This window comes from Clostridioides sp. LIBA-2809 (assembly GCF_056688965.1).
Window position 1 is genome coordinate 3,506,236 of sequence record NZ_CP197004.1, and the last position, 25,863, is coordinate 3,532,098.

At 28.2% G+C, this 25,863-nt stretch carries 23 protein-coding genes and 1 riboswitch; of the genes, 2 read left to right on the top strand and 21 right to left on the bottom strand.

What is annotated here, in order from left to right; translation table 11 throughout:
* Positions 1–233: 233 nt before the first annotated feature.
* The 13 genes from ACTG44_RS16640 to nrdE all read right to left on the bottom strand — a co-directional run bounded on the left by ACTG44_RS16640 (position 234) and on the right by nrdE (position 14,417).
* Positions 234–2,150, bottom strand: a complete 1,917-nt coding sequence (locus tag ACTG44_RS16640) for an FtsX-like permease family protein (RefSeq protein WP_479920854.1) — start codon at positions 2,148–2,150, stop codon at positions 234–236.
* Complete coding sequence (locus ACTG44_RS16645; RefSeq protein ID WP_479920855.1) at positions 2,150–2,896, bottom strand: ABC transporter ATP-binding protein; 747 nt, start codon at positions 2,894–2,896, stop codon at positions 2,150–2,152. Before ACTG44_RS16645 ends, ACTG44_RS16640 begins: the two co-directional genes overlap by 1 nt.
* A gap of 108 nt (positions 2,897–3,004) precedes the next feature.
* Positions 3,005–3,856 carry an undecaprenyl-diphosphate phosphatase gene (locus ACTG44_RS16650; RefSeq protein WP_054277480.1) on the bottom strand — a complete coding sequence of 284 codons (852 nt, stop codon included), beginning with the start codon at positions 3,854–3,856 and terminating at the stop codon, positions 3,005–3,007.
* 221 nt (positions 3,857–4,077) lie between these two features.
* Complete coding sequence (locus tag ACTG44_RS16655; RefSeq protein WP_479920856.1) at positions 4,078–4,935, bottom strand: ATP-binding protein; 858 nt, start codon at positions 4,933–4,935, stop codon at positions 4,078–4,080.
* Between the two features lie 153 nt (positions 4,936–5,088).
* Entirely contained in the window at positions 5,089–5,781 is a 693-nt protein-coding gene (locus tag ACTG44_RS16660; RefSeq protein WP_479920857.1) for a response regulator, read from the bottom strand.
* Positions 5,782–5,926: 145 nt separating this feature from the next.
* Positions 5,927–6,886 (bottom strand): ABC transporter substrate-binding protein, encoded by a 960-nt coding sequence (locus ACTG44_RS16665; protein ID WP_479920858.1) that lies wholly within the window; start codon positions 6,884–6,886, stop codon positions 5,927–5,929.
* Positions 6,887–6,918: 32 nt separating this feature from the next.
* Positions 6,919–7,797, bottom strand: coding sequence for an ABC transporter ATP-binding protein (locus tag ACTG44_RS16670; RefSeq protein ID WP_479920859.1), 879 nt, complete (start codon positions 7,795–7,797; stop codon positions 6,919–6,921).
* Positions 7,790–8,572, bottom strand: coding sequence for an ABC transporter permease (locus ACTG44_RS16675; RefSeq protein WP_479920860.1), 783 nt, complete (start codon positions 8,570–8,572; stop codon positions 7,790–7,792). Before ACTG44_RS16675 ends, ACTG44_RS16670 begins: the two co-directional genes overlap by 8 nt.
* The gene (locus ACTG44_RS16680; RefSeq protein WP_479920861.1) at positions 8,573–9,202 is read right to left on the bottom strand and encodes a hypothetical protein; all 630 of its coding nucleotides are present in this window, start codon (positions 9,200–9,202) and stop codon (positions 8,573–8,575) included.
* 464 nt (positions 9,203–9,666) lie between these two features.
* Positions 9,667–10,566, bottom strand: coding sequence for a helix-turn-helix transcriptional regulator (locus ACTG44_RS16685; protein ID WP_479920862.1), 900 nt, complete (start codon positions 10,564–10,566; stop codon positions 9,667–9,669).
* A 63-nt stretch (positions 10,567–10,629) separates the two neighbouring features.
* Positions 10,630–11,256, bottom strand: a complete 627-nt coding sequence (locus ACTG44_RS16690; RefSeq protein ID WP_479920863.1) for a GyrI-like domain-containing protein — start codon at positions 11,254–11,256, stop codon at positions 10,630–10,632.
* Positions 11,257–11,333: 77 nt separating this feature from the next.
* Positions 11,334–12,305, bottom strand: a complete 972-nt coding sequence (gene nrdF / locus ACTG44_RS16695; protein WP_479920864.1) for a class 1b ribonucleoside-diphosphate reductase subunit beta — start codon at positions 12,303–12,305, stop codon at positions 11,334–11,336.
* Positions 12,306–12,317: 12 nt separating this feature from the next.
* Positions 12,318–14,417 (bottom strand): class 1b ribonucleoside-diphosphate reductase subunit alpha, encoded by a 2,100-nt coding sequence (nrdE, locus tag ACTG44_RS16700; RefSeq protein WP_479920865.1) that lies wholly within the window; start codon positions 14,415–14,417, stop codon positions 12,318–12,320.
* Between the two features lie 479 nt (positions 14,418–14,896).
* Here nrdE and ACTG44_RS16705 point away from each other — a divergent pair, with 479 nt between their 5' ends.
* Complete coding sequence (locus ACTG44_RS16705) at positions 14,897–15,622, top strand: pentapeptide repeat-containing protein (RefSeq protein ID WP_021385907.1); 726 nt, start codon at positions 14,897–14,899, stop codon at positions 15,620–15,622.
* Between the two features lie 133 nt (positions 15,623–15,755).
* Here the strand turns inward: ACTG44_RS16705 and ACTG44_RS16710 are convergent, their stop codons facing one another.
* The 8 genes from ACTG44_RS16710 to ACTG44_RS16745 form a co-directional block, all read right to left on the bottom strand.
* The gene (locus ACTG44_RS16710) at positions 15,756–16,952 is read right to left on the bottom strand and encodes an ABC transporter ATP-binding protein (RefSeq protein ID WP_479920866.1); all 1,197 of its coding nucleotides are present in this window, start codon (positions 16,950–16,952) and stop codon (positions 15,756–15,758) included.
* A gap of 2 nt (positions 16,953–16,954) precedes the next feature.
* On the bottom strand, positions 16,955–17,980 hold the full coding sequence (locus tag ACTG44_RS16715) for a FecCD family ABC transporter permease (protein WP_021385863.1): 1,026 nt from the start codon (positions 17,978–17,980) through the stop codon (positions 16,955–16,957).
* A 72-nt stretch (positions 17,981–18,052) separates the two neighbouring features.
* Entirely contained in the window at positions 18,053–19,183 is a 1,131-nt protein-coding gene (locus ACTG44_RS16720; RefSeq protein ID WP_479920867.1) for an ABC transporter substrate-binding protein, read from the bottom strand.
* A gap of 228 nt (positions 19,184–19,411) precedes the next feature.
* A riboswitch (cobalamin riboswitch) is annotated at positions 19,412–19,596 on the bottom strand.
* Positions 19,597–19,733: 137 nt separating this feature from the next.
* Positions 19,734–20,627, bottom strand: a complete 894-nt coding sequence (locus tag ACTG44_RS16725) for a dihydrodipicolinate synthase family protein (protein ID WP_021385868.1) — start codon at positions 20,625–20,627, stop codon at positions 19,734–19,736.
* Between the two features lie 81 nt (positions 20,628–20,708).
* Positions 20,709–21,611, bottom strand: a complete 903-nt coding sequence (locus ACTG44_RS16730) for a fumarylacetoacetate hydrolase family protein (protein WP_021385904.1) — start codon at positions 21,609–21,611, stop codon at positions 20,709–20,711.
* 48 nt (positions 21,612–21,659) lie between these two features.
* Entirely contained in the window at positions 21,660–22,820 is a 1,161-nt protein-coding gene (locus ACTG44_RS16735; RefSeq protein ID WP_479920868.1) for a UxaA family hydrolase, read from the bottom strand.
* Positions 22,821–22,981: 161 nt separating this feature from the next.
* The gene (locus ACTG44_RS16740) at positions 22,982–23,287 is read right to left on the bottom strand and encodes a UxaA family hydrolase (protein ID WP_021385903.1); all 306 of its coding nucleotides are present in this window, start codon (positions 23,285–23,287) and stop codon (positions 22,982–22,984) included.
* 92 nt (positions 23,288–23,379) lie between these two features.
* Positions 23,380–24,354 (bottom strand): 2-keto-3-deoxygluconate permease, encoded by a 975-nt coding sequence (locus ACTG44_RS16745; protein WP_021385880.1) that lies wholly within the window; start codon positions 24,352–24,354, stop codon positions 23,380–23,382.
* 593 nt (positions 24,355–24,947) lie between these two features.
* Between ACTG44_RS16745 and ACTG44_RS16750 the strand changes: the two genes are divergently transcribed.
* Positions 24,948–25,724 (top strand): IclR family transcriptional regulator, encoded by a 777-nt coding sequence (locus tag ACTG44_RS16750; protein WP_021385900.1) that lies wholly within the window; start codon positions 24,948–24,950, stop codon positions 25,722–25,724.
* Positions 25,725–25,863: the final 139 nt, after the last annotated feature.

Here is a 25,863-nt window from a genome sequence, read left to right on the forward strand (position 1 = left end):
CCTCCTAATAATATTAATTAATATCTTATATTGTTTATTTCTACACATATATACATATAACCTCCTTATGTTTTATGTAAGTAGAATTTTTTACTATTTAGATACTTATTATGACATATTAGTATATAATCTTAATAATTAATACAATAAAAAATATTACTGAAAAAATAAATATTTATAATTCCAGTAATATTAATCAATTTTAAATACTTTTTATTAGTTAATAATCTCTCCTAAAAATTAACTAAATTTAACCTTATCTCTTTTAAATAATTATTTCTCACAATTAAGAAATACACTATTTGAACTAAAAATAAGCTTCCCATTACCAAAACTGCCGAAGATGCTACCTCTATATCAAAAGAATTTCTCAGTGCAGTAAGTGCAAATATCGAATGTATAACTGCCACTACATAAGGCAACAAAAATACAATTCCAATTTCAATAGTTGAAGCTTTTTTAATCTCATTATATGTCATCCCCAATTTATTTAACTGCTCATACTTTTTCTTGTCAACTTGACAATCCATATAAAACTTATTATATAAAAAACTACTTGTAGTAACAAAGAAAATCATACCTATAAATATTGCCAAAAACATAAATGTAGAATATGTTAATTTACCATTTTCTATCATTAATTCTTTAGAGAAGAATAAATATGGTTGCATTCCAGACTCATCATTAAATTTATTCTCAAATTGCCTACATATCTCTGTAGTTTTGCTTGAATCAACTACTTCAAATGTAGTAAATCTATCCACTATAAATTTTGATTTTATACTATCATAAAAATTATCTTTTACCACATACATATTGTCATAATATGCTGGCATAACACACTCTTCTACTTGTTTTACCACCTTTAAACTTTTATTCCCTATAACAACATTGTCTTTAACTTTCTTATCACCTGGTAAGCTTGATGAAAGCAATGATATAGATTCATTATCTTCAAAACTTATAGGATTAACTCCTATAATCTTTGTGATTTCGAGATACTTAGATTCTTTCATAATTCTCACATTAAAATCGCTTTTTTTAGGAAATACAGTTTTAAATTCTCCATTAATTCTCGTATAATCTATATTTTCTTTTTTTAATTTGCTTTCTATAAATCTCATTCTTTCCCTATCTTTTTCTTTACTATCAGGCTTGTTAGCATCATTATGCAAAGTCATTGTTGAATAATACATTGTGTTAGGATATATTAAATTAATTTGACGCTTTACATCTTTCCAAAATGAATAAACTGTACCTATAGCAGTAAATGCTACTGCAGAAGTTATAGCTATCAAAAAGAATATCCTAGCATTATCCTTTACTTTGTAAATCAAATTTGAAATCCAAAGCATATTCGTATTTTTTCTATAAAATCTCTTATTTAATTTTAACTTTTTTAGAAAAAACACACTAAATTGAGAAAAAAATAAATAGGTTGCTAATATAGTAAGAGATGTAACTGGGACTAAGCGTAGATATGTTGTATATTGGTCAGTTGATGTAACAGCACTATAATATGCTATTACAAACAGACAAATACTTAATATAACAAATACTAGTGATGTTTTAGGCTCTGGTTTTGGAGTCTTTGTACCTTTAAGCAATCTCAATACTTGATTTTCCTTAACTATAAAAGAAGCAAATACTGATGTTAATATAGCCAAAATTATGAAGTAAATTAAAGTAGATAATATTGCATTTATTGGTATATAGAACTTTAATGGTGATAATTCTAAAAAGGTAGACATAATCACTAAAAATATCTTTGAAAAGACTAAGCCTATTATTACTCCAATTACAGAAGACACTATATTTATTATTATATTTTCTATAAAAATTAACTTCATTACCTGTCGCTTTGATATCCCTGTAATATAAAGTATTCCAAATTCTTTATATCTACTTTTAAGAAATATACTAACTGAATAAAACACAAAGAAGAATAAAAATAAATATGCAATTATTTTACTCATCTTAAGTCCCTCTTTTAGATAATCGGGAAATTGAGATATCTCTAAATTGGGATGACTTGTAAACATGATAAAAGAAAATAGCAGGGCAGAGGATATAACAATACTTGCTAAATACCCTACATAAGCTTTAATGTTTCTTGAAATATTGTTGATGGCAAATTGTTTTATGTTCATTAATTATCGCCCCCCAATAATGTAAGTACATCCATTATCTCTTGATAAAACTGCTCTCTACTACTTCCCTTATATATTTCATTATATATAGCTCCATCTTTTATAAATAAAATCCTACTACAATAGCTTGCAGCCAATGGGTCATGAGTTACCATCATGGTAGTAACCTTATTTTCTCTATTTATATTCTCAAATAACTCCATTACAATCTTTGATGACTTCGAATCTAAATTACCAGTTGGTTCATCTGCTAAAAGTATTGATGGTCTATTTATTAATGCTCTAGCGATAGCAGTTCTCTGAGCTTGACCACCTGATACTTCAAAAGTTCTTTTGTCTAATAAATCTTTTATCCCTAAAATTCCAGATACTTCAGCCAATCTATTATTTTGTTCTTTTACACTAACCTTATCTAATGTCAATGGCAATACTATATTTTCACCTATAGTCAGGGTATCTAATAAATTAAAATCCTGAAATACAAAACCTAACTCTCTTCTTCTAAATAATGCGAGTTCTTCACCTTTTAACAATAAAGGATTCTTACCTTTTAGTTCAATGGTTCCTGTAGTTGGTTTATCAATAGTAGAAATCATATTTAAAAGAGTTGTTTTACCACTGCCAGATGGTCCCATAATTCCTACAAATTCTCCATCATCTATACTAAAATTTATATCATTTAATGCATTAAAAATTATTTTCTTACCATATACTTTACTTAAATTATTTACAGTTAAAATTTTCATTATTAACTATCCTTTCTAATCTAATTTTTGAAATAACATATATATCTATTTGTTAATTATTATTTATATTGGTTAGCTAATTTTTGTAAATAATAAATATATCTTAACCTATACACTAATTATGTTTGTAAAAGCTAATATAGCAAGTAATATTCCCATAAGTATTCTATATATAGCAAATACTCTCATTGACTTTTTCTTTAGAAAATCCACAAATTTTTCCATAACTACTATTGATACAATAAAAGCTACTATAAATCCAACTATCAAGGCAATCCACAATGTTGGTGTCATTATTGAATAATCAAATTCAAATAAATCCTTTCCTGATGAAGCTACCATAGCTGGTACAGCTAAAAAGAAAGAAAATTCAGCTGCTATAGGAGAATTAAGTCCTGCTATCCATCCACCCATAATAGTAGATGCACTTCTTGACATACCTGGCCATGCAGATAAAACTTGTAAAACTCCAACTTTTAATGCTTGTATTGGTGTAATTTTGTCTATATTGTCAGTAGAGTGTTTCTTTTTTCTAAATAAAGTCTCTACCACTAGTAATAAAATCCCACCAACTATAAATCCTATAATTACAGATTGTAAATTAAACAAGGCTTTTATGTTATCGTAAAATAGAACTCCTACAATCGCAAATGGAATACATGCTATAATTACATTCATTCCAAATTTAAAGCCAGTCTTTCCTTCTTTTCCACCAGTAAATATAAACTTAAAAAATTCTATAACACTATCTTTTATTTTTTTCCAATAAAGTACTACTACTGCTAATATTGCTCCAAGTTGTATTACAACCTCAAACATTTCAGCAAATTGTCCTTTAAAATCTATCAAGCTACCAACCAATATCATATGACCAGTAGATGAAACTGGGATAAATTCCGTAAGCCCCTCTACTATAGCTATCATAACTGATTTTAATATGAAAATAATATCTAAGCTCATCAATAAACATCCTTTCCTTTTTACAAAATTTATTTTTTATGTTATTTCTTACACTAATTCTAATTTAGATTAGAAAATTTAACTATCTACAAACATTACACAAACCTTACATCTATGTAAGGTTTGCAAGTAAACTCTATTAAAATTAGATTTTTTAACTGTAATTATCTCATTCAACAAATGATATAAATTAATAAAAAACATAATCAATTAAAGATTTATTATAGAAGATTATTCATATTATCTTTATTAAACATTATTGAAACTTCTGTACCTTTTCCTACGTCTGATTTTATGCTGACTTTATGCCCTAAATCATCACATACTTTTTTTACCAGATAAAGTCCCATACCTGTAGATTCTCCAAACTTACGACCATTTTCCCCTGTAAAAAACGGGTCAAATACTCTTTTTATATCTTTAGAAACAATCCCAATCCCTTCATCTATTATACTTAAAGTTACATATTTATTGTTTTCTTCAGCTTTTATATTTAGGTAGTTGCTATAACCTTTAGAATATTTCACACCATTTGTAATCAATTGGCTTATTATAAATTTCATCCATTTTATATCTGTATAAACATAAGTAAACTTGTCTATTTTTATCTTAGGAATTATCTCACTTTTTATAAACAACCTCTTTTCTTCATTTACAATACCAACTACAATTTCATTCAATCTAGCTTTTTCAACCACAAAATCTTTTTGGAAATTATCTGCCCTTGCAAAGTGCATCGCCATATTTAGACCTTTATTTAGCCTGTCTAGTTCTTCTCTTATGTTTTCTGTTACTTCTTCTCCCTCATATTCTTGAAGTTGAAGACTTATAACTGATATTGGTGTTTTCATCTGGTGAATCCATTGGTTGATAAAAGTCAAATGCTCACTATGTACTTTTTTATGCTCTTGTATCATTGATTGATATAGTTTATGTTGTTGTTTTAAAATAGCTGATATATTTCTTCCCAAGAAAGAATTTCCTAAATACAAGAATGATTCATCCAGAGATTTTATACCTTTTTTGAATAGAGTATATACTTCTCTATGCTTATAGTACTTATATATTAAAAAACACAATAATATAAAAGAGCTAAATAAAAGAATATATAAGCTCTCTCCAAAATTGATAAACTTCATAAGATTACAATAAATAATTGTCATAAATATTCCTATATAATATATAAAAATATAACCCTTACAATCTCTAAAAAATAATTTCATATTTTCTCCCTACCAATTTTTATTTAATTTATATCCTAATCCTCGTACAGTCTGAACAGCATTATCTATACCTAATTCCTCAAATCTTTTTCTTATCCTGCTAACATTTACATTTAGAGTATTTTCTTCTACAAATTCAATATCATCCCATATCTTTTCTAACAGATAATCTCTACTTACTACCTTTGGGTATTTTCTAATGAGGCATTCAATCAATATGCCTTCTTTCTTAGTAATAATTAGAACCTTTCCACCTAATTCTAACTCCAACCTCTCTGGATAAAACTTCAATCCATCTAATTCAACTATTCTTTCATCTATTTTAGGTGAATATTCACCATATACTCTTCTTATATGGCTCTTTATCTTTGCCATTACTACATCATAATAAAAAGGCTTTGTTATATAATCATCTGCTCCACTTTCTAAAGCTCTAATCTGGTCTACATTCCCATCTCTAGCTGATATAAAAATTATGGGTAGATTAGACTGTTGCCTAATACATCTGCACCAGTAAAAACCATCAAATTTAGGTAAATTAACATCTAATAGCACTAAATCTGGCTTTATTTTTTCAAATGTAACCATTATATCATCAAAGTTTTCTTCAACAACCACTTCAAATCCATATTTCTCAATATAATCCTTAAGTAATGTACTTATTGATATATCATCTTCCACAATATATATTTTATGACTCATATATTCCTCCCGATATCTATTTTAACATTAACTAAACCTACTAAAAATAAATATAATTATTAATATAAAATAGAAAAAGTTACCTTAATTAAGGTAACTTAAACTTTTATTATAGTTTCTATTTAATATTATTTTAGCATAATTTCTACTTAGTAGCATATAGTAATTCTTTTATATCTACTTTTTTCTCTTGTAATCCATTTTTTATTAAGAAGTTTTGTGTATCTTCAAGTGAAGATATGTCTTTATCTGTTATATCTAAACTAAAATCATACCAAGCGTATAACTCTTTAGTTTCTTCAACACTTAAATCAACTTCTTTAGCTACTTTTTCCATAGCTTCATCAAAATTATTATTTACATATTCTAAAGTTTCTTTTTCAACCTTCATAAATCTTTCAACTATCTCTGGATGTTTCTCTGCAAAATCTGTACTAACAGCTGTTACTATTATCCCATCTACTAAACCTTCACCATTTGCTACAAGTTTACTTCCAGACTTCATAGCTTTAAGGGCTGCTGGTCCAGCAATCAATGCAGCATCAACACTACCATCAGCAAGAGCTGCTGATGCTTCTGGGATACCCATGTTAATAAACTCTACATCATCAATACTTAATCCTTCTTTATCAAGAGCTGCAATTAATACTTGGTGTAGTATAGTCCCCTTTGGCCCTGCTACCTTCTTACCTGCTAAATCTGCTGCTGATTTTATTGAACCATCGTTAGTCAAAATCATAAATCCTTTTGGTGACCTACTATAAGTGTTTAATATCTTTAATTCCACTCCATTAGATGCAGCTATCAAAGCTGACGTACCACCTAGTGCATGTAAAAAGTCTATTTCTCCAGCAGCTAAGGCCTGTGTCTGCTCTGGTCCTGTAGTAATTTCATGGAAATTAACTTTTATATTATCCTTTTTAAATTCCTTTCCAAATAAATCATCCTGTTTTTGAATTATAGAAGGAACATTTAATGGTGATTTTACATAAGTTAAATTTATTTCTGAAAGTTTTTCTCCATCATCCTTTTTAGCACATCCAGCTAAAGCTGTTGTTGCAAGTGTTAATATCGTTATACCTACCAATAGTTTTTTTAATTTCATTTACTTTACTCCTTAAAATATTATTAATTTCTTTAAACGTCTTTGTTTGATTTCATTGTCATTAAAATATCTTTTTTTAATTTAATATAATAGTCTGAAGTTAAATCTCTATCATAATCATCTTCTATATTAAATTCTTTTATTTTTCTTTCATCTGTAAAAACAACTATTTTTTTGCCTATCTTTAATGCTTCATCGATATCGTGAGTTACAAATATTACACCTTTATTAGTTGATTTATGTATTCTTATAACTTCGTTTTGCATATCAATCCTTGTAAAATAATCTAATGCCGAAAAAGGCTCGTCCATAAACAACATATCTGGATTGAAAGAAAGAGCTCTAGCTATACTTACTCTCTGCGCCATACCTCCTGATAACTCATTTGGATAAGAGTTTTTAAATTTCTGCAAGTTCATCATCTTAAGATATTTTTCTACATCAATATAATTTTTCTTATTAAGTCTATTCAAGTTATTTAAATTATCATTAGTTTCTAAATCTCTGGAATTATCACTTATACTTTTATTAGCAATGCTTTTCTGATGTTTAAATTTGCCAAGTACTTTATTTAAAATAGTGTTTTTTCTTTGGTTATGGAAAGCTATATTTTCACTTACATTTAACCAAGGCATCAGTCTACTCTCTTGAAATACAAATCCTACATTAGGCCTATGCTCTTTATTATCTTTAATAAATCTAATCTCACCACTATTTATATTTTCAAGGGATGCAATTGCCCTAAGTAAGGTAGTCTTTCCACATCCACTTTCACCTAGAATTACAGTTATATGATTTTTATCTATGTTTAAAGAAATATTACTAAGAACTATATGCTCTTCATTGTCAACTTCATAACTTTTAAATAGATTTCTGATTATATATCCAGAATCACATACTAAATTATTCATAGGCTTCCACCATCTTTCCCTTACTTACCTTTTTCACAATAATTGAAAATATATAATCTGTAATTATTCCTAAAAGTCCAATTACGATTATACCTACAATGACAACATCCGTCCTGGACATTTCCTTTCCATCAGATATCAAGTAGCCAAGACCTGATGATGCTGCTACAAGTTCTGCCCCAATAATCGCTCTAAAACTATATCCAAGAGCTAACTTTAGTCCGACTGCAATATCAAGAATGGCATTAGGTATAATTATTTTAAATATTATCTGAAGCTTTGAAAACTCAAATACTCTACCTACTTCAATCAGTTTTGAGTCACAATTCCTAATCCCCTTTAATGTGCTTGTAAAGATTGGGAAAAAAGAAGCCAAAACTATAATTATAATTTTTGATTCTTCTCCTATACCAAACCATAGTATAAGCATTGGTATTAAAGCAAGTGGAGGTGTATTTCTTAAAAAATTTATTAGTGATTTAAAATATTCATATACTACACTATGAATTCCAAAGAATATGCCTAAAGGTACACCTATTGCAGTACTTATTGCAAATCCTATCAAAACTCTTTTCATACTTGCATATACATTAATAAATATTGAACCATCACTTATCATATTTAAAAATGTACTATACACCTTTTCAGGTGATGGTAATATATAATCACTCCAAATACCAAGATAATTAGTAATTTTCCACAATAAAAGAATTATGAAAAATATCAAAACACTTTTTATTAGACTTAAAAACTTATTATTAAATTTATTGACCATTTACAAACCATCTCCATTATTACATCCATCTTTACAATAAAACATTTCTACTATATCATACTTATCTTCAGAACTATTTCTTATTTTTTGTATTTTGCTTAAGATTTCATCTTCACTCGATACTTCAAGAACTTTTTCAAAAGAGTCTTTAAAGTATCCTAATGGAATTGGAGATTCATCTATCTTTCCAAGTGATTTTATACCTTCTTTTTCAGCAAACTCTTTCCATGTATAAAATATAGCATTACTCTTATCTTTAAACTTTTCACTTGCAAAGTCCCTTAATTGTGTACATGGACAGGTTACTATCAACATATCCTCTTCACTTTTGATATATTTATCATATAAAACCCTACAAGTCCTTACTAGTATTGGTTCTATCATAGGTACTTCAAAACTATCTATCAAATTATTTCTTTTTAAAAGATTTATACTCTCTGGACATCTACAATCTAACATTGTATTCTCAGTCTTTTTTGTATACTCTTTGTATTGCTTCTTTACATATTCCAATTGTGGCTCACATTCTGCCATTATGTAACCCTTTTTTATTAAATTTTCTTTGACAAGGTGAAACTTTTCCCCATACATTCTTTCTGCCACTGGATTTATTAGAAGATATTTATTCATAGCTCCTCCTATTATTTAATATTGAATATTATTATCAATTACTAGTTTAAATGAGCACTTAAATTTTGTCAATATATTAAATTTTTCTTAATAAAATAATATTTATCTACATTTTTTTACTGTTTTAATTAAAATAGTAAATAGTATATTCAATTTATTTTAAATAATTATATACATATATTTCTAGTAACCTACTTATATAATAATCTATAAATATTATATAATGATATGTACGCAATTAGTATTAATATTTGATAATAATACTAATAAAAGTAGAAATTTTTTTAATATTATAAGAAATCAAATTGAATATTGAAGCTAAAGTAAAAAAAGCTGGTGTTTCAAAATGAACTTTTTAGTTCATGAGGCACTCTTTTTTGTATGTAATCAAATGTATTTTCATCATTTCAATAATGAAAAAGAGGCTTATCTCTCTATTTTGAGACAACCTCTTTTTATAATCTTTATAAATATTTCATTTTAACTTCATCTATAATTTGTAAAATTCTATTTCTAACATCTATTGGTTCCAATACTTTAATCTTATTTCCAAAAGAAAGTATATATCCATATATCCAATCATTTTTTGGATACTGTACTGTTACGATGAAATCTCCATCATTATCACATAATATGTTATCAATATCAAATTCATCATACACTCTATAGCCTACATCTTTAGAAATTTTCAACTTTAAAGTAATACTTTCATTTTTATCTTCTTTTATCTCTCCCACTTCAATTGGTATACTCCTTATAAATGTCTGTTCACAAACACATATGTTTCTCATCCTTACAATCTTAAAAATTCTATAATCATTTTTTTGACGACAATAAGCTTTGATATACCAAGATTTCTCTTTAAACCAAAGCATAAGTGGTTCTACACAACGCTTTGTTACCTTTCCATAAGTATTTATATACTCAAAAGTTATAATATTACAATCTAATATGGCTGATTTTATTTTTATAAATTTATCTTTTTCTACATCATCACTACCCCAATGAGAAAAATCAACAGTTATCCAGTCTATATCTGACTTACAAAATAAAGGTTTAAGTTTTGATAACGTAGAATCAACTTCTGGATATTTAAGCACATTTAAACTCTCTAGTGATGCTAGAATTTCTTTCTGTTCTTGCTCAGATAAAATGGATTTATCAAAAGTAAAATTATCCAAAATACCTATACCCCCATTTCTACCTTTGTCAGTATAAATTGGGATACCAGAAGCTGACAGTATTTCGACATCCCTACAAATAGTTCTCCTAGACACTTCAAAATGTTCAGCTAATTCTGTTGCAGTTACTTTTTTCTTATCTAAAAGGATATAAATAATTTCAAATAATCTATTACTTTTCATATAATCACCTCATTACTTTATTATAGTATAACAATAAAGTAATATAATACCACAATATAACACTTATATTTCTCTTTTTACTTCAAAACGTAAAACCGTTTTTAATAAATCAGGAGATACTTTTCTAGCATCACTTATATAAATTTCACGATGTACATTAGATTTTCTTGCAAGATTATTTCTTTTACAAAATTCACTCATAATATCAAAACTTTCTGGTTCATTATCATATGAACCTACATGAAGCATTTGGACACACAATCCTTCATTAATAAACCCAAATTTAAATTTTTCAAGAAGGTTATGTGGTTTCTTCTTTTTTACTATGTCGATAGCTTTATCTAACAAGTCTTGTGTAACAAAATCTGGCTGACGTATCATCATAGTATAAATCAAGTCTTCTTTAATAAGTATATCTGAGTATTTGCTTTTTTCTCCTTTATCCCATATAGCTTCTAAAGGAAAAACAGTATAATCGAAATACCCTTCTGGCACAATTCCCTTATTAGGCATGGTTTTTATTGCATATGCCAAAGAATAAAGTACTCCTATTGCTTCAGTAAATTCTTTGTCATTTGGGTCTCCATTACCTTTTAACATAATAAATTTCTGCTCTGGTACTTCAACTATTACTGGATTCTTATTAGGTAAATATAACTCCTTATCTTTTTTTCTCCATTCATATTTCATGAGAATACCTCCATATATATTTTATACATTGATATTATCATGATAAAAGTGACAACAGTATGTCACAATTTATAAATTTATATTATAAAATCTTCATCTTCTAATTCCTCATATACTCCTTTTTGGTATCCATTACCTTTAGTTGAAAAGAAATCATGTGTTTTAGTTTCCGTACTAAGACCATTTAATACAATTGGATTGATAGCATCTACAATATATAACTTCTCAAAGCCTAGATTTTCTAAAGCCCTATTTGCATTGTATTTCAAAAAGTTTACTACCTCTTTTTCAAGCCCACTTTCTTTATATATAACATTTGTGTATTCTATCTCATTCTCCATAAGGTTATCAAGTATAGAATACATCTTCTCTTCTAGTTTTTTCTTATCAATTTCATCAAATTCGTCGTATATTTCTTGTGCAAGCAATCCTATATACTTGCCATGTAAAGATTCATCTCTAAGAATAAGTGATATTATTTCTCCACTAGCCACCATCTTTCCTTGACCAGATAGATACAATGGATAAAAGAATCCTGAATAAAACAGGAAACTCTCTAAAAATACACTTGTAACCATAGATAAGTACAAATCCTTTTGATTTGTAGTGTTTTCATACTGAACTAAAACTAAATCGGCCTTTCTTTGTAATGTTGGTTCTGTTTCTATCCATTCAAATAACTCATCTATTTCTGAATTAGAAAGTAAAGTCATAAATATAGAAGAATAACTTTTTGCATGTATTTCTTCCATAGTCCCCATAAAAGACAAGACAGCCTTTCTTTGCAGATTTTCTGTTAAACTCATCATAGATGGTATTCCATTATTCCCCTGTTTTGTATCCAATAATGTTAAACCACCCAATACTTTTTTATATAATTCCTTTTCCTCATCACTCAGTTCATTCCATACCTTGAGGTCCTTAGAAACAGATATTTCTTCAGGAAGCCAAAATTGTTTTACATTTTGTTCCCAAAAAGCCTGTGTAAATCCATCTTCTTCTCTATTCCAGTTAACTGCATTATGTATTTTATGTAAATTAAACGTCATATATTTCTCTCCCTATACTGAACATACTAAACACTCATGAGTGTCTCTTGTCATCTTTGTTCTTGTGTAATATAAACTCTTCAGACCTTTTTTATATGCATATATATAATGTCTAGCTATGTCTCTAGTTGTCTTTTCATCTGTGACAAATAGAGTTGTTGATATCCCTTGGTCAACATGGTTTTGAACTGTTGCTACTAAATCTATTACTTTTCTCATATCCATCCTGTATGCTGATTGATAATATAACATATTATCATTTGTTAAAAATGGCATTGGATATATTGTAGTAGAATCTCCATATGTTCTTACTTCTACTGGTTCAGTAATTGGCATTATACTTGATGTAGCATTTTGCACATAACTAATACTTTGAGTTGGTGCTATTGCCATCAAATAAGCATTGTATATGCCTTTTTCTTTTACTTTATCTAATAAGCTTGCCCAATCTTCTTTAGTTGGTATATGGATACCTTCAAATAATGCCTTTACCTTATCTGACTTTGGTAAATAAGATTGCTCATAGTATTTTGATAGTACTTTACTTTCTCTACCTTTAGCATATTCTGATTTATTAAAGCCTTCAAAAGTTTGATTTTTTTCTATAGCTATTTTCATTGATGCTTTAATTGAGTAATATCTAATCATTGCAAAAAATACATTAGAAAAATCTATGGCATCCTCTGAAGTATATAAGATATTTTCCCTTACCAAATATCCATGTAAATTCATAGCTCCTAATCCTATAGAGTGAGACTTACTATTACTCTTACTAACTGTTGGTACTGGTTTTATATCTGTGCTATCTGCTACAAATGACAATGCTCTTATTGCTGTCTCAACCGTACTTTCTATAGTTTTATTGTCCATAACATTAGCTATATTTAAAGAACCAAGGTTACAACTTATATCTTGTCCCCACTCATTGTTACCTCCATAGCCCTCTATTTGTGAAGGTGTCTGATATTGAAATATCTCACAACATAAGTTAGACATCTTGACCATTCCAACATCTCTTAATGTATGTTCCTTATTTGCTGTGTCTATGTATACTACATATGGATATCCACTTTCTTGTTGCATCTGTGCTATTTTAGTCAGCATCTGTCTAGGATTTATTTCTTTTTTTCTTATATCCTTATCACTAACCAGCTTTTCGTACCACTCATTCATTTCTATCTCATCAAGATAAACTCCATACTTCTTATACACAGTATGAGGATAAAATGCATATGCAGTTTCATTTTTTTCTGCTAATTCCATAAACTTATCAGGTATTATAGCTCCTAGTGATAATGTAGCAAGTCTTATTTTCTCATCAGCATTTATCTTTTTCGTATCCATCAATAATTCAAAATCAGGATGGAATACAGTAAGGTAAACTGCTCCAGAACCTTGTCTAGCTCCCATTTGATTGAAATAACTAAAGGATTGCTCCAACATTTTTGCTACACCAACAACTCCTCCAGCTGCCCCTTCTATATCTTTGATTGATTCACCTGATGCTCTAAGTTTGGATAAATTTAGTGCAACGCCTCCACCAATCTTTGATAAATGATTTGATGAAGATATAGCATATGATATACCTTCTGTACTATCTTCTACAGATAATAAAAAGCATGATACCATCTCTCCAGCTCTTTTTCTTCCAGCATTTAAAAACGTTGGAGTAGCTGGTTGAAATTCTTGTTTTACTATTTTATCTGTAAGGCTTAGAGCCAAACCTTCATCACCATTTCCTAATGTCAAAGCTACAATTAATACTTTCTCATTATATGTTTCTAATATTTCTTTTCCATCATTGCTTTTTAATGCGTAATTTTGATAAAACTTGTTTGCACTCATATATGATTGAAATTCAAACTGATATTTCTCAATAAACTTATATACCTTTTTAATAAAATCCATACTATACTTATTTATTACTTCTTCTGAATAATAACCTTCATCTATTAAGTACTTTAATCTTTCTTCTAAATCTTTAAATTTTTTCAACTTTGGTTTTATAAATTCTTCTATGTAACTACTTAAGGCTTCCTTGTCTTTTTCCAATTGATACTTACCTTGTTCATTTTTAATTATCACTTGATTGTTAAGCTCTATCCAATTCATTATTTACCGTCCTTTTAACATAATCTTGTGCTATAATTTCTTTCAATTTTCTTATTATTTCTTTTAGTATTTATTAGTTGAAATCCCCAAAATAACCTATAACTATTGGAATATAATAAGTATTTTTCAAAAACAAAAGCACTACATATAGTCAGTGCTTTATCTATTATATACTACATATAGTATATACACAAATTTTTTTATATCTAAACTTTTATTATTGTATCACTGATATTATTTTTATTTAAAGAAATTTTTATCAACTCAAATATAAAACAATACAAACTTATTATGTCATGTTTAAAAGTGCAAATTATCCCTAAATAGCCTAAGAATATATTATAATATATTTAAAACAAAATATTTTATATATGATATTTTATATATTATTTAGAAGTTTTTTATTTATTGTTATATAATTAAATATATGACTATTTTGCTACTACATATATAAAAATAAATTCATGAAGGTGATTTTTATGAGAGATATTTCTAAATATGAACTTGAAAAGATACTTAAAAAACATTATTTATGGCTTAAAAACAACAATGATGGAGAAAGAGCTGATTTAAGAGAAATAAAATTAGAAAATATGAATTTAAAGGGATACTGTTTAAGTAATATTGATTTTTCATGGTCTGACCTTATTGATTTAAACTTAGAAGAAGCAGATTTAGAAAACTCTAGCTTTAGTAACTCTTATTTTTCAAATTGTTCATTAAAAAATTCCATATTAAAAAATGCAGACCTAAGTGGAGCTAATTTTAGATTTTGTGATTTATCTAGGTCAGATATTAGAGGAGCTAATTTAGAAAACTCCAACTTAGAATATGCTACTTTAGATGGAGTAGTATCAGATGAAAATACTCGCTTTTTCAAGTTATACTGTCCTGAAACAGGAGCATTTATAGGCTATAAAAAGTGTTTTAATTTTAGAATGGTACAATTATTAATTCCAAGTGATGCAAAAAGGGTTTCTGCTACATCAAATGCTTGTAGATGTGATAAAGCAAAAGTACTGTCAATTACAAGTATAGATGGCAAAGAATCTTTTAAAAGTGCTCGTGCATATGCTGATGAAAATTTTATATATAGAGTAGGAGAAACTATTATAGCTGAAGAATTTAATGAAAATAGATGGAAAGAATCAACTGCAGGAATTCACTTTTTTCTAACTAGAGAGGAAGCTATAGGTTATTTATAAAGGAATACTTTTTTATAACACCATACACAAAATAAATAAACAGTAAAAAAAGAGTATCTATAATAATGTTTAAAAACTATTAAGATACTCTTTTATATTTTTTGTAGTCTGCAATTACATTTTATTTTACAATCTATAGTAAATTATCTGTCTTGATACTATCCATAATTTGTGAAACCTTATCTATATATTCTATATCATTACCAAGACTACTATAATACTTATTGCTCTCATTCCTATTCCTAAATGAATAAACTTTTTTATCCAATTTTAAAGCCTCTTTTATAATGTCTATATTTTTTTTATTCGTTTCTCCTACGCTAAACCCTGTATCTATTATAATCTTAGAATCATTTAAATTTCTAATAGCTAAATCAAAACTCTCATTAGTTATTGGCTCAAATGGCTTTTCTGTAAACATCTTTATGCCCATAGTTCTGCCAATTTCATAATCAATATCATTTTCATGTATTATTCCAGAATATAGACCTATACCTTTTTTAGTAAAAGCTCTATAAATTGGTGTAGCTTTACCACCACCACCAATTATAAAAACTTCATTTTTAGATTTATTACTAATCTCTACTGAACCTAAAAGACTATTAAAATTTTTATCATCCAATTCATAAAGTGAATTTATAATATCTTCATCCACTACATCTTCAGGTTGACCATAAGCTATGACTTTATTATTCTTTATAAGAGCAACTTTATCACAACTTTTTAATGCTATATCAATTTCATGCAATGAAAGTATTACTGAAATTGATTTTTCCTTACTTAATTTTTTTAGTATATTTATAAGCTCTAACCTATGCTTTATATCTAAGTGAGTTGTTGGTTCATCCAATATAATTATTTCTGGCTCTTGAACTAAAGCTCTTGCAACTAATACTTTTTGTTTTTCTCCATCACTTAGTTCGTCAAAATATCTTTTCTTTAAATGTAATGCATCTACAGATTCTAATGCTTCATCTACCAGTATTAAATCTTTTTTGGATAGGTTACCAAAAAATCCTGTATATGGATACCTTCCTATATTAACTATATCTTGTACAGTCATTAAATCACCTAATAATCTATTTGTAAGCACTAAAGCCATTTTTTTCGATAATGACTTTCTTGATATATGATTTACATCTATGTCATTTAGATATATCTCCCCTTTTATTGGCGTTATAAGTTTAGATAAAGACCTTAATATAGTAGTTTTTCCAGCTCCATTACTTCCTAAAAGACATAATATCTCTCCATTTTTCACCTCTATATTTATATCACTCACAACTACTTTTTTATTATATCCTACACTTAAATTATTAGTTTTCAACATATCTAAGCCCTGTCCTTCCTTTTCATCAATAGCATTACTACAATTGGTGCTCCTAATAAAGATGTTATTGTGCTTATTGGTAATTCTATTGGCGACAGAATTACTCTTGATATTAAATCACAAAGAGCTGTAACTATACTTCCTAAAAAAATTACCACTGGTATTAGTACTCTATTATCTGATGTCTTAAATATCAATTTTGAAACTTGTGGTACTGCAAGTCCAATAAATCCTATAGGTCCTGCAAATGCTGATACTATTGCTGCTAGTATACTAGATATAAATACTACCAAAAATCTAAAAAATTTTATATTTATACCAATACTTTTAGCATATTCTTCTCCTAATAAAAAAGCATTTAGAGGTTTTATTATAAAGATACTCATTAAAAGACCTAGAACACCAATCAATATAAGTATCTCTACTTTTTCCCAGGTAAATCCAGAAAAACTTCCCATAGACCAAACAGTGAATTCCTTTAATTTTTCACTATTTGCAAATGATTGTAGTACATTAGTTATACCACTACACACATATCCAGTCATAATTCCTATTATTAAAAGAGTCGTTATATTCTTTACCTTACTTGCAAATAAAATGACTACAGACATTACAATCAAAGCTCCTATAAATGCTGCCACAAATATACTCATTGAAGTTATATTTTCAAATCCTAATGTATATCCACCTAAAATCATAAGCGCTACTGATAAAGTAGAGCCTGAAGATACACCTAATATATATGGTTCAACTATTGGATTCTTAAAAAATATCTGTAGTAAAATTCCTGATACTGCTAAACAAGCTCCACCCACCATAGTTGCAAGTACTCTTGGAATCCTTATGTTGTATATTATTTTATAGTGTTCTGTATTATCCATACCTCTTAATACAACATCTATTATTTCTTTAAACTCAATTTTTACAGAGCCAAATGCTACACACACTAAAAAAGTAAGTATCATGCCTATAATTAGTCCTATAAATATTGTAGTATTCTTTATTCTCATTTTATTGATAAAATCCATTTATATACCCCTCTTAACAAATCTATATTAACTAAAATCCATAAAACTCATCTTTTAGTGTCGTATTATATATTATTTATCATAATTTATATAATGTTTAATTTTTTCACCTGTAGCTCCTGGATGAAACATCTCAACTAAATCTACTATTAATTCATCAGTCTTATCTACTGATTGATAATAATCTGGAGCAAATACCCACAAGTTACCATTTTTTACAACATCCAAATCAGCCAATACAGGTGCACTAGATTTTATAGACTCTAAGTTTGGTGCATAATCTGAGCTTGATGAGTATACAAATATATCTGCATCCTTTGCAACTTCATGTAGTTGTTCAATACTCACTCTTCCTTCATTTGAATCCATTGAAGCACATGCATTTATTCCACCAGCCATTCTTATCATATTATCTACATATGAATCTTTAGGTGCTACATAAGCATTTCCTTCATATACAGATGCCCATACTACCTTAGGCTTGTTTTTGTTTTTTATTTTTTTACTTACTTCTTCTATCTTTTGTACTGTCTTATTTAATTCACTAGTGGCTATATCTTCTTTATCATAAAATGCAGCTATTAAGCTTGTCCATTCCATTCTTCCAAATGGATTTTGCTCTTTATATTCATTATCTACAACATAGTTAAGTCCTAATTCTTTTAGTTTATCAATAAATTTTGTATCAGCTTCTGATAAACCACTACTAACTATAGTTAAATCAGGGTTTAAATCTACTATTTTTTCATAATCTGGTGCTAAGTTTGAACCAACATAATGTATCTTTCCGTCCTTCATCAAATCTTTAATTTCTTTGATAGTCCAATACTGTTCCTCTGTTGTTACTGCTTTTATGCTATCTAGCTCACCTATTGTTCTTAGAGAACAGGCTTGTGTTGTAGATGCTATTAAGACATTATCTACAGGTGTTCTAACTATATTAGCATTTTTATACTTTTCAGGAACTTCAATTTTTTTAGGGATTAAAATTAGTTCTCTTTTATCTCCATCAGTTACTTTTTTAATTCCATCCTCTAAGTCTTCAACACTAAACCCACTTGCATATTTTAATTCTAACTTCTTACCACTACTAACTTGTGCATTCTCTTTATCATTTTTACTACATCCTATAAGACCTCCTACTAAAATAACTATCATAATACTTAGAAAAAATTGCTTTAAAACATTTACTTTAAATTTCATCTCTTTCACTCCAATATTTTATTTTTTATAAGTGGTTAAAAATTCTAATAACATATACTTTTAAAATATATCTCATTAGAACTATATTAAAGTCATCTTTAATAATTATAACCTTTTAATAAAATAAAAAACTTCTCCTAATTTAGAAAGGAGAAGTTTATATATCAATTTTACAAAAAATGAATTGATATTTCATTTTATTATAAATTACAATTTCCACCCTAAATTGAACCTATGTAATACTGGGCAGGTCTCCTGACTCACGGCTTTTCCTCTATCGTCCTTCCCAAAACTTTTCATATAAATCTCAGTGGATTTTGATTTCGTATCCGTATACAGTAGCGGGGGTTGTAGTGAACTTACATCACTTTCCCTATTAAACTAATATAGTACCCTAGTATCATTTTATTTAATTTTTATTAACATAATTGTAGTTTATTGTTGACCACTTTGCAAGGTTGATTTAACATATAAAAAAAGAGTGTTTAAAATGACTATAAAAATCAGTTTAAAACACTCTTCGTTTTTTACTATATATCTAATTAACCAGTTAACATATATTTAATTCATTCATTAATTTTTTAATCTCATATACTTGATTTTCATTTGGCTTTATAAAAGGTGCAGTCATATAATCACTCACTTGTAAGCCTCTAATATTCATTGCTTTTTTCATTGCTGGTATAAATGGGTTTGTTATTAAATAAAAATCCATAGCTTTATTTATATATTTTTGAATTTCTATAACCTTATCCATATCTCTATTATTATAAGCTTCTGCCCATTTTGAACAAACTTCTGGAATTAAATTTGATAGACCTCCTATACAACCTGCTCCTCCAGACATTAGATTATGTATAAAGTTTTCATCATAACCACTATATATCTTAAAATCTGGAAACTCTGCTTTCATAGTATTTATTAAATCTCTAGTGTGTCCCATCAAAGTTACTGTATCCTTATAACCAACTATATTTTTATGCTTTCTTACAAGTCTTAATGTAAGTTCTGGACTCAAATCATAACCAGTTCTATCTGGATAATTATATAGATATATTTCAGCTTCTGTATTTTTAGCTATTTCGCTATAAAACAACTCAATACTGTCATCATCAAGAGAGAAATAATAAGGGCTTATTATCATAACTCCATCTGCTCCACTATTATGTGCATAATTTGAAAGCTCTATAGACTCTTTTATACTCATACGGCTTGTACCTATAAACACTTTTACTCTCTTATTAACATGATTAATTACTAAATCTATAAGTTCTTTTTGCATATCCATAGACATATTAAAGAACTCTCCAGTACTTCCCATTACAACTAGGCCATCTACTCCTCCATCTATAAGATGGTCATAGACTTTCTTATTTCCTTCTTTATCTAAATTTCCTTCTTCATCAAATATTGTAACCACTGGTGTCAAAAATTCTGCTTTCATAATTTAAACTCCTAAAATTTATTTTAATATGTTCATTTAATACATTCAGGTTCTGCCTTAACATTACCTATATTAAAACATTTACTTAATGTAATTTCTTAAAATTCCAATACTTTCAACCTCACATTCAATTACATCTCCACTACTCATATATCGAGGAGGTGAAAAACCCATACCAACTCCAGAAGGTGTACCAGTAGCTATAATATCTCCAGCCTCTAAAGTCATACCTTTTGAAAGTTCTGAAACTATGTCTGAAATGTCTGATATGAATAACCTTGTATTAGAATTTTGTCTTTCTTCACCATTTACTCTACTGCATACCTTAAGTTTTACAGGAAAAGAAATTGCACTTTTATGTACGATACATGGCCCTAAAGATGTAAATGTATCTAATCCCTTTCCTCTAAACCATTGAACATGCTCTTTTTGTAACTTTCTAGCAGAAATATCATTTATAACAGTGTATCCAAAGATATAATCTTCGACCTCTTCTTTTTTAATATTAACACCTGTTTTACCTATTACTACTCCAAGTTCAACTTCATAGTCTAATTGACTATTTATATCAAAATGACCATCTATCTTATCTTCTGGGCCTATAGCTTTTGTAACACGTTTTGTAAAATAGACTGTTTTTTGTGGTTTTTCAAAACTATCATCAAAGTGAGTTTGAGTTTCTTCAAGATGGTCTTTATAGTTCACTCCCACACATAAAATATCGTGTATAGGTTTTTCTATAGGAACATGTATAATACATTCTTCTCTTTTAAAAACATCATAATTATGGAATATATCTTCCTTTATAGTACTTTTCAGTCTAATGATATCGTCTTGAGATATATTTTGAATTAAATCATTTAAGTTCTTAAAAGATTTGCTAAGATTTAAGGAATTAATATCTATAATAAATAATTCATCTTTAGAAAAAACTCCTATTCTTTTACATTCATTTTTTCCTTCAGTAAAACTGACAAACTTCATAATCTCACCCTTTATTAAAATTCTATGTATTCGTTTTTTAATTAAATCTTATACATAGTTACATACTCTAGCTATTGCCATTTCAGTATATCCAAGAGACTCAGCCTTTGATTGTTTTCCATTTGCTACATCTACAATCATATTTAATAAATCATCTGTTAATTCTTCCATTGTTTGTGGACCATATATAACTGGGCTAGCATCAAAATCCATATTGTCTTCCATATTTGCAAAAGTTATTTTGTTTCCAGTTATCTTTATTACAGGAGCTATTGGATTTCCTGATGGAGTTCCTCTACCTGTACTAAATACTACTATTTGAGCTCCTCCTGCAACCATACCAGCGACAGATGAAGCATCATTTCCAGGTGTATCCATTATAACAAGACCTTTTTTATCAATCTGTTTAGCATAATCATACACTTCACTTATTGGTCTATGACCACCTTTATGTATACAACCTAGTGATTTTTCTTCCAAGCTTGTCAAGCCACCAGCTATATTTCCAGGAGATGGATTTCCTTCTCTTACCTCTTCTCCAACTAATTTTAACGAATTTTCATATCTATGCACTATATGTAATATTTTTTCTTTTACTTCTTCATTTACTGCTCTTCTAGCTAATATATGCTCTGCTCCTATAAATTCAGTAGTTTCACTTAAAATTGATGTTGCTCCTAAATCAACAAGTCTATCACTTAATTCACCTATTAGTGGATTTGCTGCTAATCCACTTGTTGGGTCAGACCCTCCACACTCAGTTCCTAGTATAATCTCAGATATTGGGAATTCTTCTTTTCTAAGTAAAGATGCCTCTTGAGCCATTTCTCTAGCATAACGAACAGCCTTTTCTATGGTTTTCAAAGTCCCATGTTCTTCCTGTATTACAAGGGTTTTTATTGGCTTGTTTGTTCTCTCTTTTATTGCCTCTACTACCAAATCATTTTGGCAATTCTCACATCCTAAAGATACCACTATTACCCCATATACATTTGGATTTGCTGCATATCCAGCCATAACATCCATAGTCAATTGTTGGTCTGAATTTACTTGTGAACATCCATTTTGATTATTAAAAGTAACTGCTCCTTGAACTTGAGACGCTATTATTCTAGTTGTATCTGATGCACAAACACTAGTAGGTAATACTAATATGTGGTTTCTTATACCAACTCTTCCATCTGGTCTTTTATATCCATAAAATTTCATACTGATTTCCTCCTAAAATAGTCTATATACCTTCTGTAATTTTCATATATTATAACTTTTTGTTACACTCACTAATCAAATAGATAAAATCTTATTTGATAATAATTAAATACTAAAAGACAATGAATTTAACTTCTATAAATTTATAAATAAGTATTATTTTATACATTGCCCATAGCTTGTTTGTCCAAATCCTCTCTAACACTTCTAACATTATGAATATGTACATGTTGACCAATCTTTATTTCCTGATTTGCTTCTCCTATATGCTCTCCATATTTAGTAACTTTGTCACCTTCAGCCATATCTTTTATAGCCAATTTATGATAAATAGTTATATCATCTAATGCTTTAATTGTCTTTATTGTTTTATCTTTTAATTTAAAACTAATTTCGCTATTCTTAGTTATTGCTTCAATAGCTACTGCAACGTTATCTTTTTCATCAATTATCACCGCATTTATCATTATTCTTACTCTCCTTTGTAAATAATATAATTTTATTAATACCCTAAAATCTAATTAAAGAATTTGCTCTTTCAATAGTAACTCATGTAATATTAAGCTGTTATTGTCCCATCCTCATTTTGTTTTGGAAACTTAGGACATCCATACTTCTTAGCCCACCAACTAGTTATAAGAGGAACTAATATTGCAGTGACAACTACTGCGGCTGCTACTTGAGTTGTTGCTGTTGCAACATATGGTTGCCATGATGGGTCAACTAATGCAACAGCAGCGGGTACAGCAATTGCATTTCCAGCAGTTGTAGCTACAGCCCATCCTGCATATCCTGGACGTTTTCCTATAAATTTATCACAGAATACTATAAATATACCTCCTACAAACACAGATATTAATCCAAGTATTACTCCTGATAATCCTCCTTTTAGTATACTTGCAAGGTTTATACTACTACCTAGTGCAAATCCTACAAAAGGTACAAGCAAATTACATCCTGGCTCTAAAAATTCTTTCATTTTTTTATCAAAATTACCTATTATCATACCAACAAGTATTGGTACTATTGCAGCCAATAAAGACAACAAAGGAACATTTGCAAGACCTGAAGTCCCAAGAGCTATTAATGTAAAAAATGGTCCATCATTTAAAGTAAGTAAACTCATAGTTGCACAATCTGTTTCATCTCCATATGAAGTCATCAATGAAAGATATATACTACCATTACTATTTGTAACTGCACTTATAACAGCCAATGTTGTAAGACCAAGTACTCCATCCATTCCAAATAGTTTACCTATAAGAATACCTATTAAAGCACCTATAGCAAATTTGGAACCCAGAAGTATTCCACCTCTTTTTAAAACTTTTGGCATTTCTCTAAATTGAAGTTGAGTTCCTAAGCACACCAGTTGAACTCCAATTATAGTTGCAGACCCAACACTTGAAAATACTGCTGTTGTAAATGAACCTATTTGCACAATATCTGGGCAAAATGTATTAATGAAAGCTGCTATAAACATTGGAACTATCATCATACCTGCAGGAATTTTTTTAATAAAATCCATTATCATAAAGTTACTCCTCCTAAAACATGATATTTAATTACTCTTATTAAGTTTTTAGCTTTAATTCTAACGGCCGTTTCAGTTCGTATTTAAGAACTAAGTTTTTATTTACGAATCTTTGAATTAATGATAGCATTTTCCTATTTATGAGTCAATAAAAAAAATAAATTTTTGTCAAAATTTTTTCAAATTATCTGATAATATACTATGTATTATCAAATAGCTTCATTATATGCAAAAATACAAAGCACTCAAAAATATATAGTGCTCAAAACTATAAAATTTTTTATACAATTCGAATAATAGACAAATTATAAGATATAATTCACAATATTTTGATATATCTATATAAAATACAGCTATTAAATAGATTCTCTTAAATTATATAACTAAATATCACCAACTTTCTTTAGGTATATTTTGGAAATTAATGTAATTATTTATGTAGAACCTCCTAAAAAATATCTACCAGTCTTTGAGTCAAGAGCTTATTTATGTACAAATCTACATATTTATTTTCCACATTGTAAAATATCACATAGTGTGCTAAAATCAACATATTCTAATACTTTAAATTAATAAAAAGAGGGGGGAAATTTATGACTTCAGATAATCATCGCCCAACAGCTAGGATATTAGATATTTTAGAAGCATTAGCTGAGTCCGAAAACGGATATACTCTCACAGAAATAGCAGATGCTATTAATGCTCCAAAAAGTAGCATCTTTCCTATAGTTCATACACTTAATGCTAGAAAATATATTACTATTGATAAGAATACATCCAAATACTCTATAGGGATACGTTCTTACACATTGGGGTCTTCATTTTTTGAAAAGAGAACTATTTTCAATTATGTAATTGAAGAAATGACTAATATAGTTAATTCTTGTTCTGAAACTTGCCAGCTTGGTATCCTTGACAACAATGAAGTTCTTTATGTTGGTAAAGTAGATTCTCCAGAACCAATTAGACTTATTTCTTATGTTGGTAAAAAAATACCTGCTAATTGTACAGGCCTTGGAAAAGCTCTTTTATGTGATTTTGATAAGGAAACACTAATAAGTTTATATCCAGATGGTTTAAAAGGCTTTACAGAAAAATCAATTACAGACTTTGATGTTTTATATGAGCAACTTCTTGAAGTTAAAAAAACACAAATAGCTTCAGAATGTGAAGAATCAATGCAACATCTAAAATGTCTTGCTGTGCCAATAAGAAAAAATGGATGTATAAGAGCTGCTGTTAGTGTAACATTACCACTGTTTAGAGCTAATGAAGAAAAAATAGAACTGATAAAAGAATTACTTTTAAATGCTCAGAAAAATATTCAATCTATGATGGAAGAACGCAATGAAGATATTATAATAAATTAAGTTAATGTTTAACAGATACGACATATTGAAAATTGTAATAATTAAAAATTCTATTTTAAACTGGCATATTTATTTGATTTATACAATAAAAAACAAAGCTACTGATTTAACTACAGTAGCTTTGTTTTTTTATGATAAT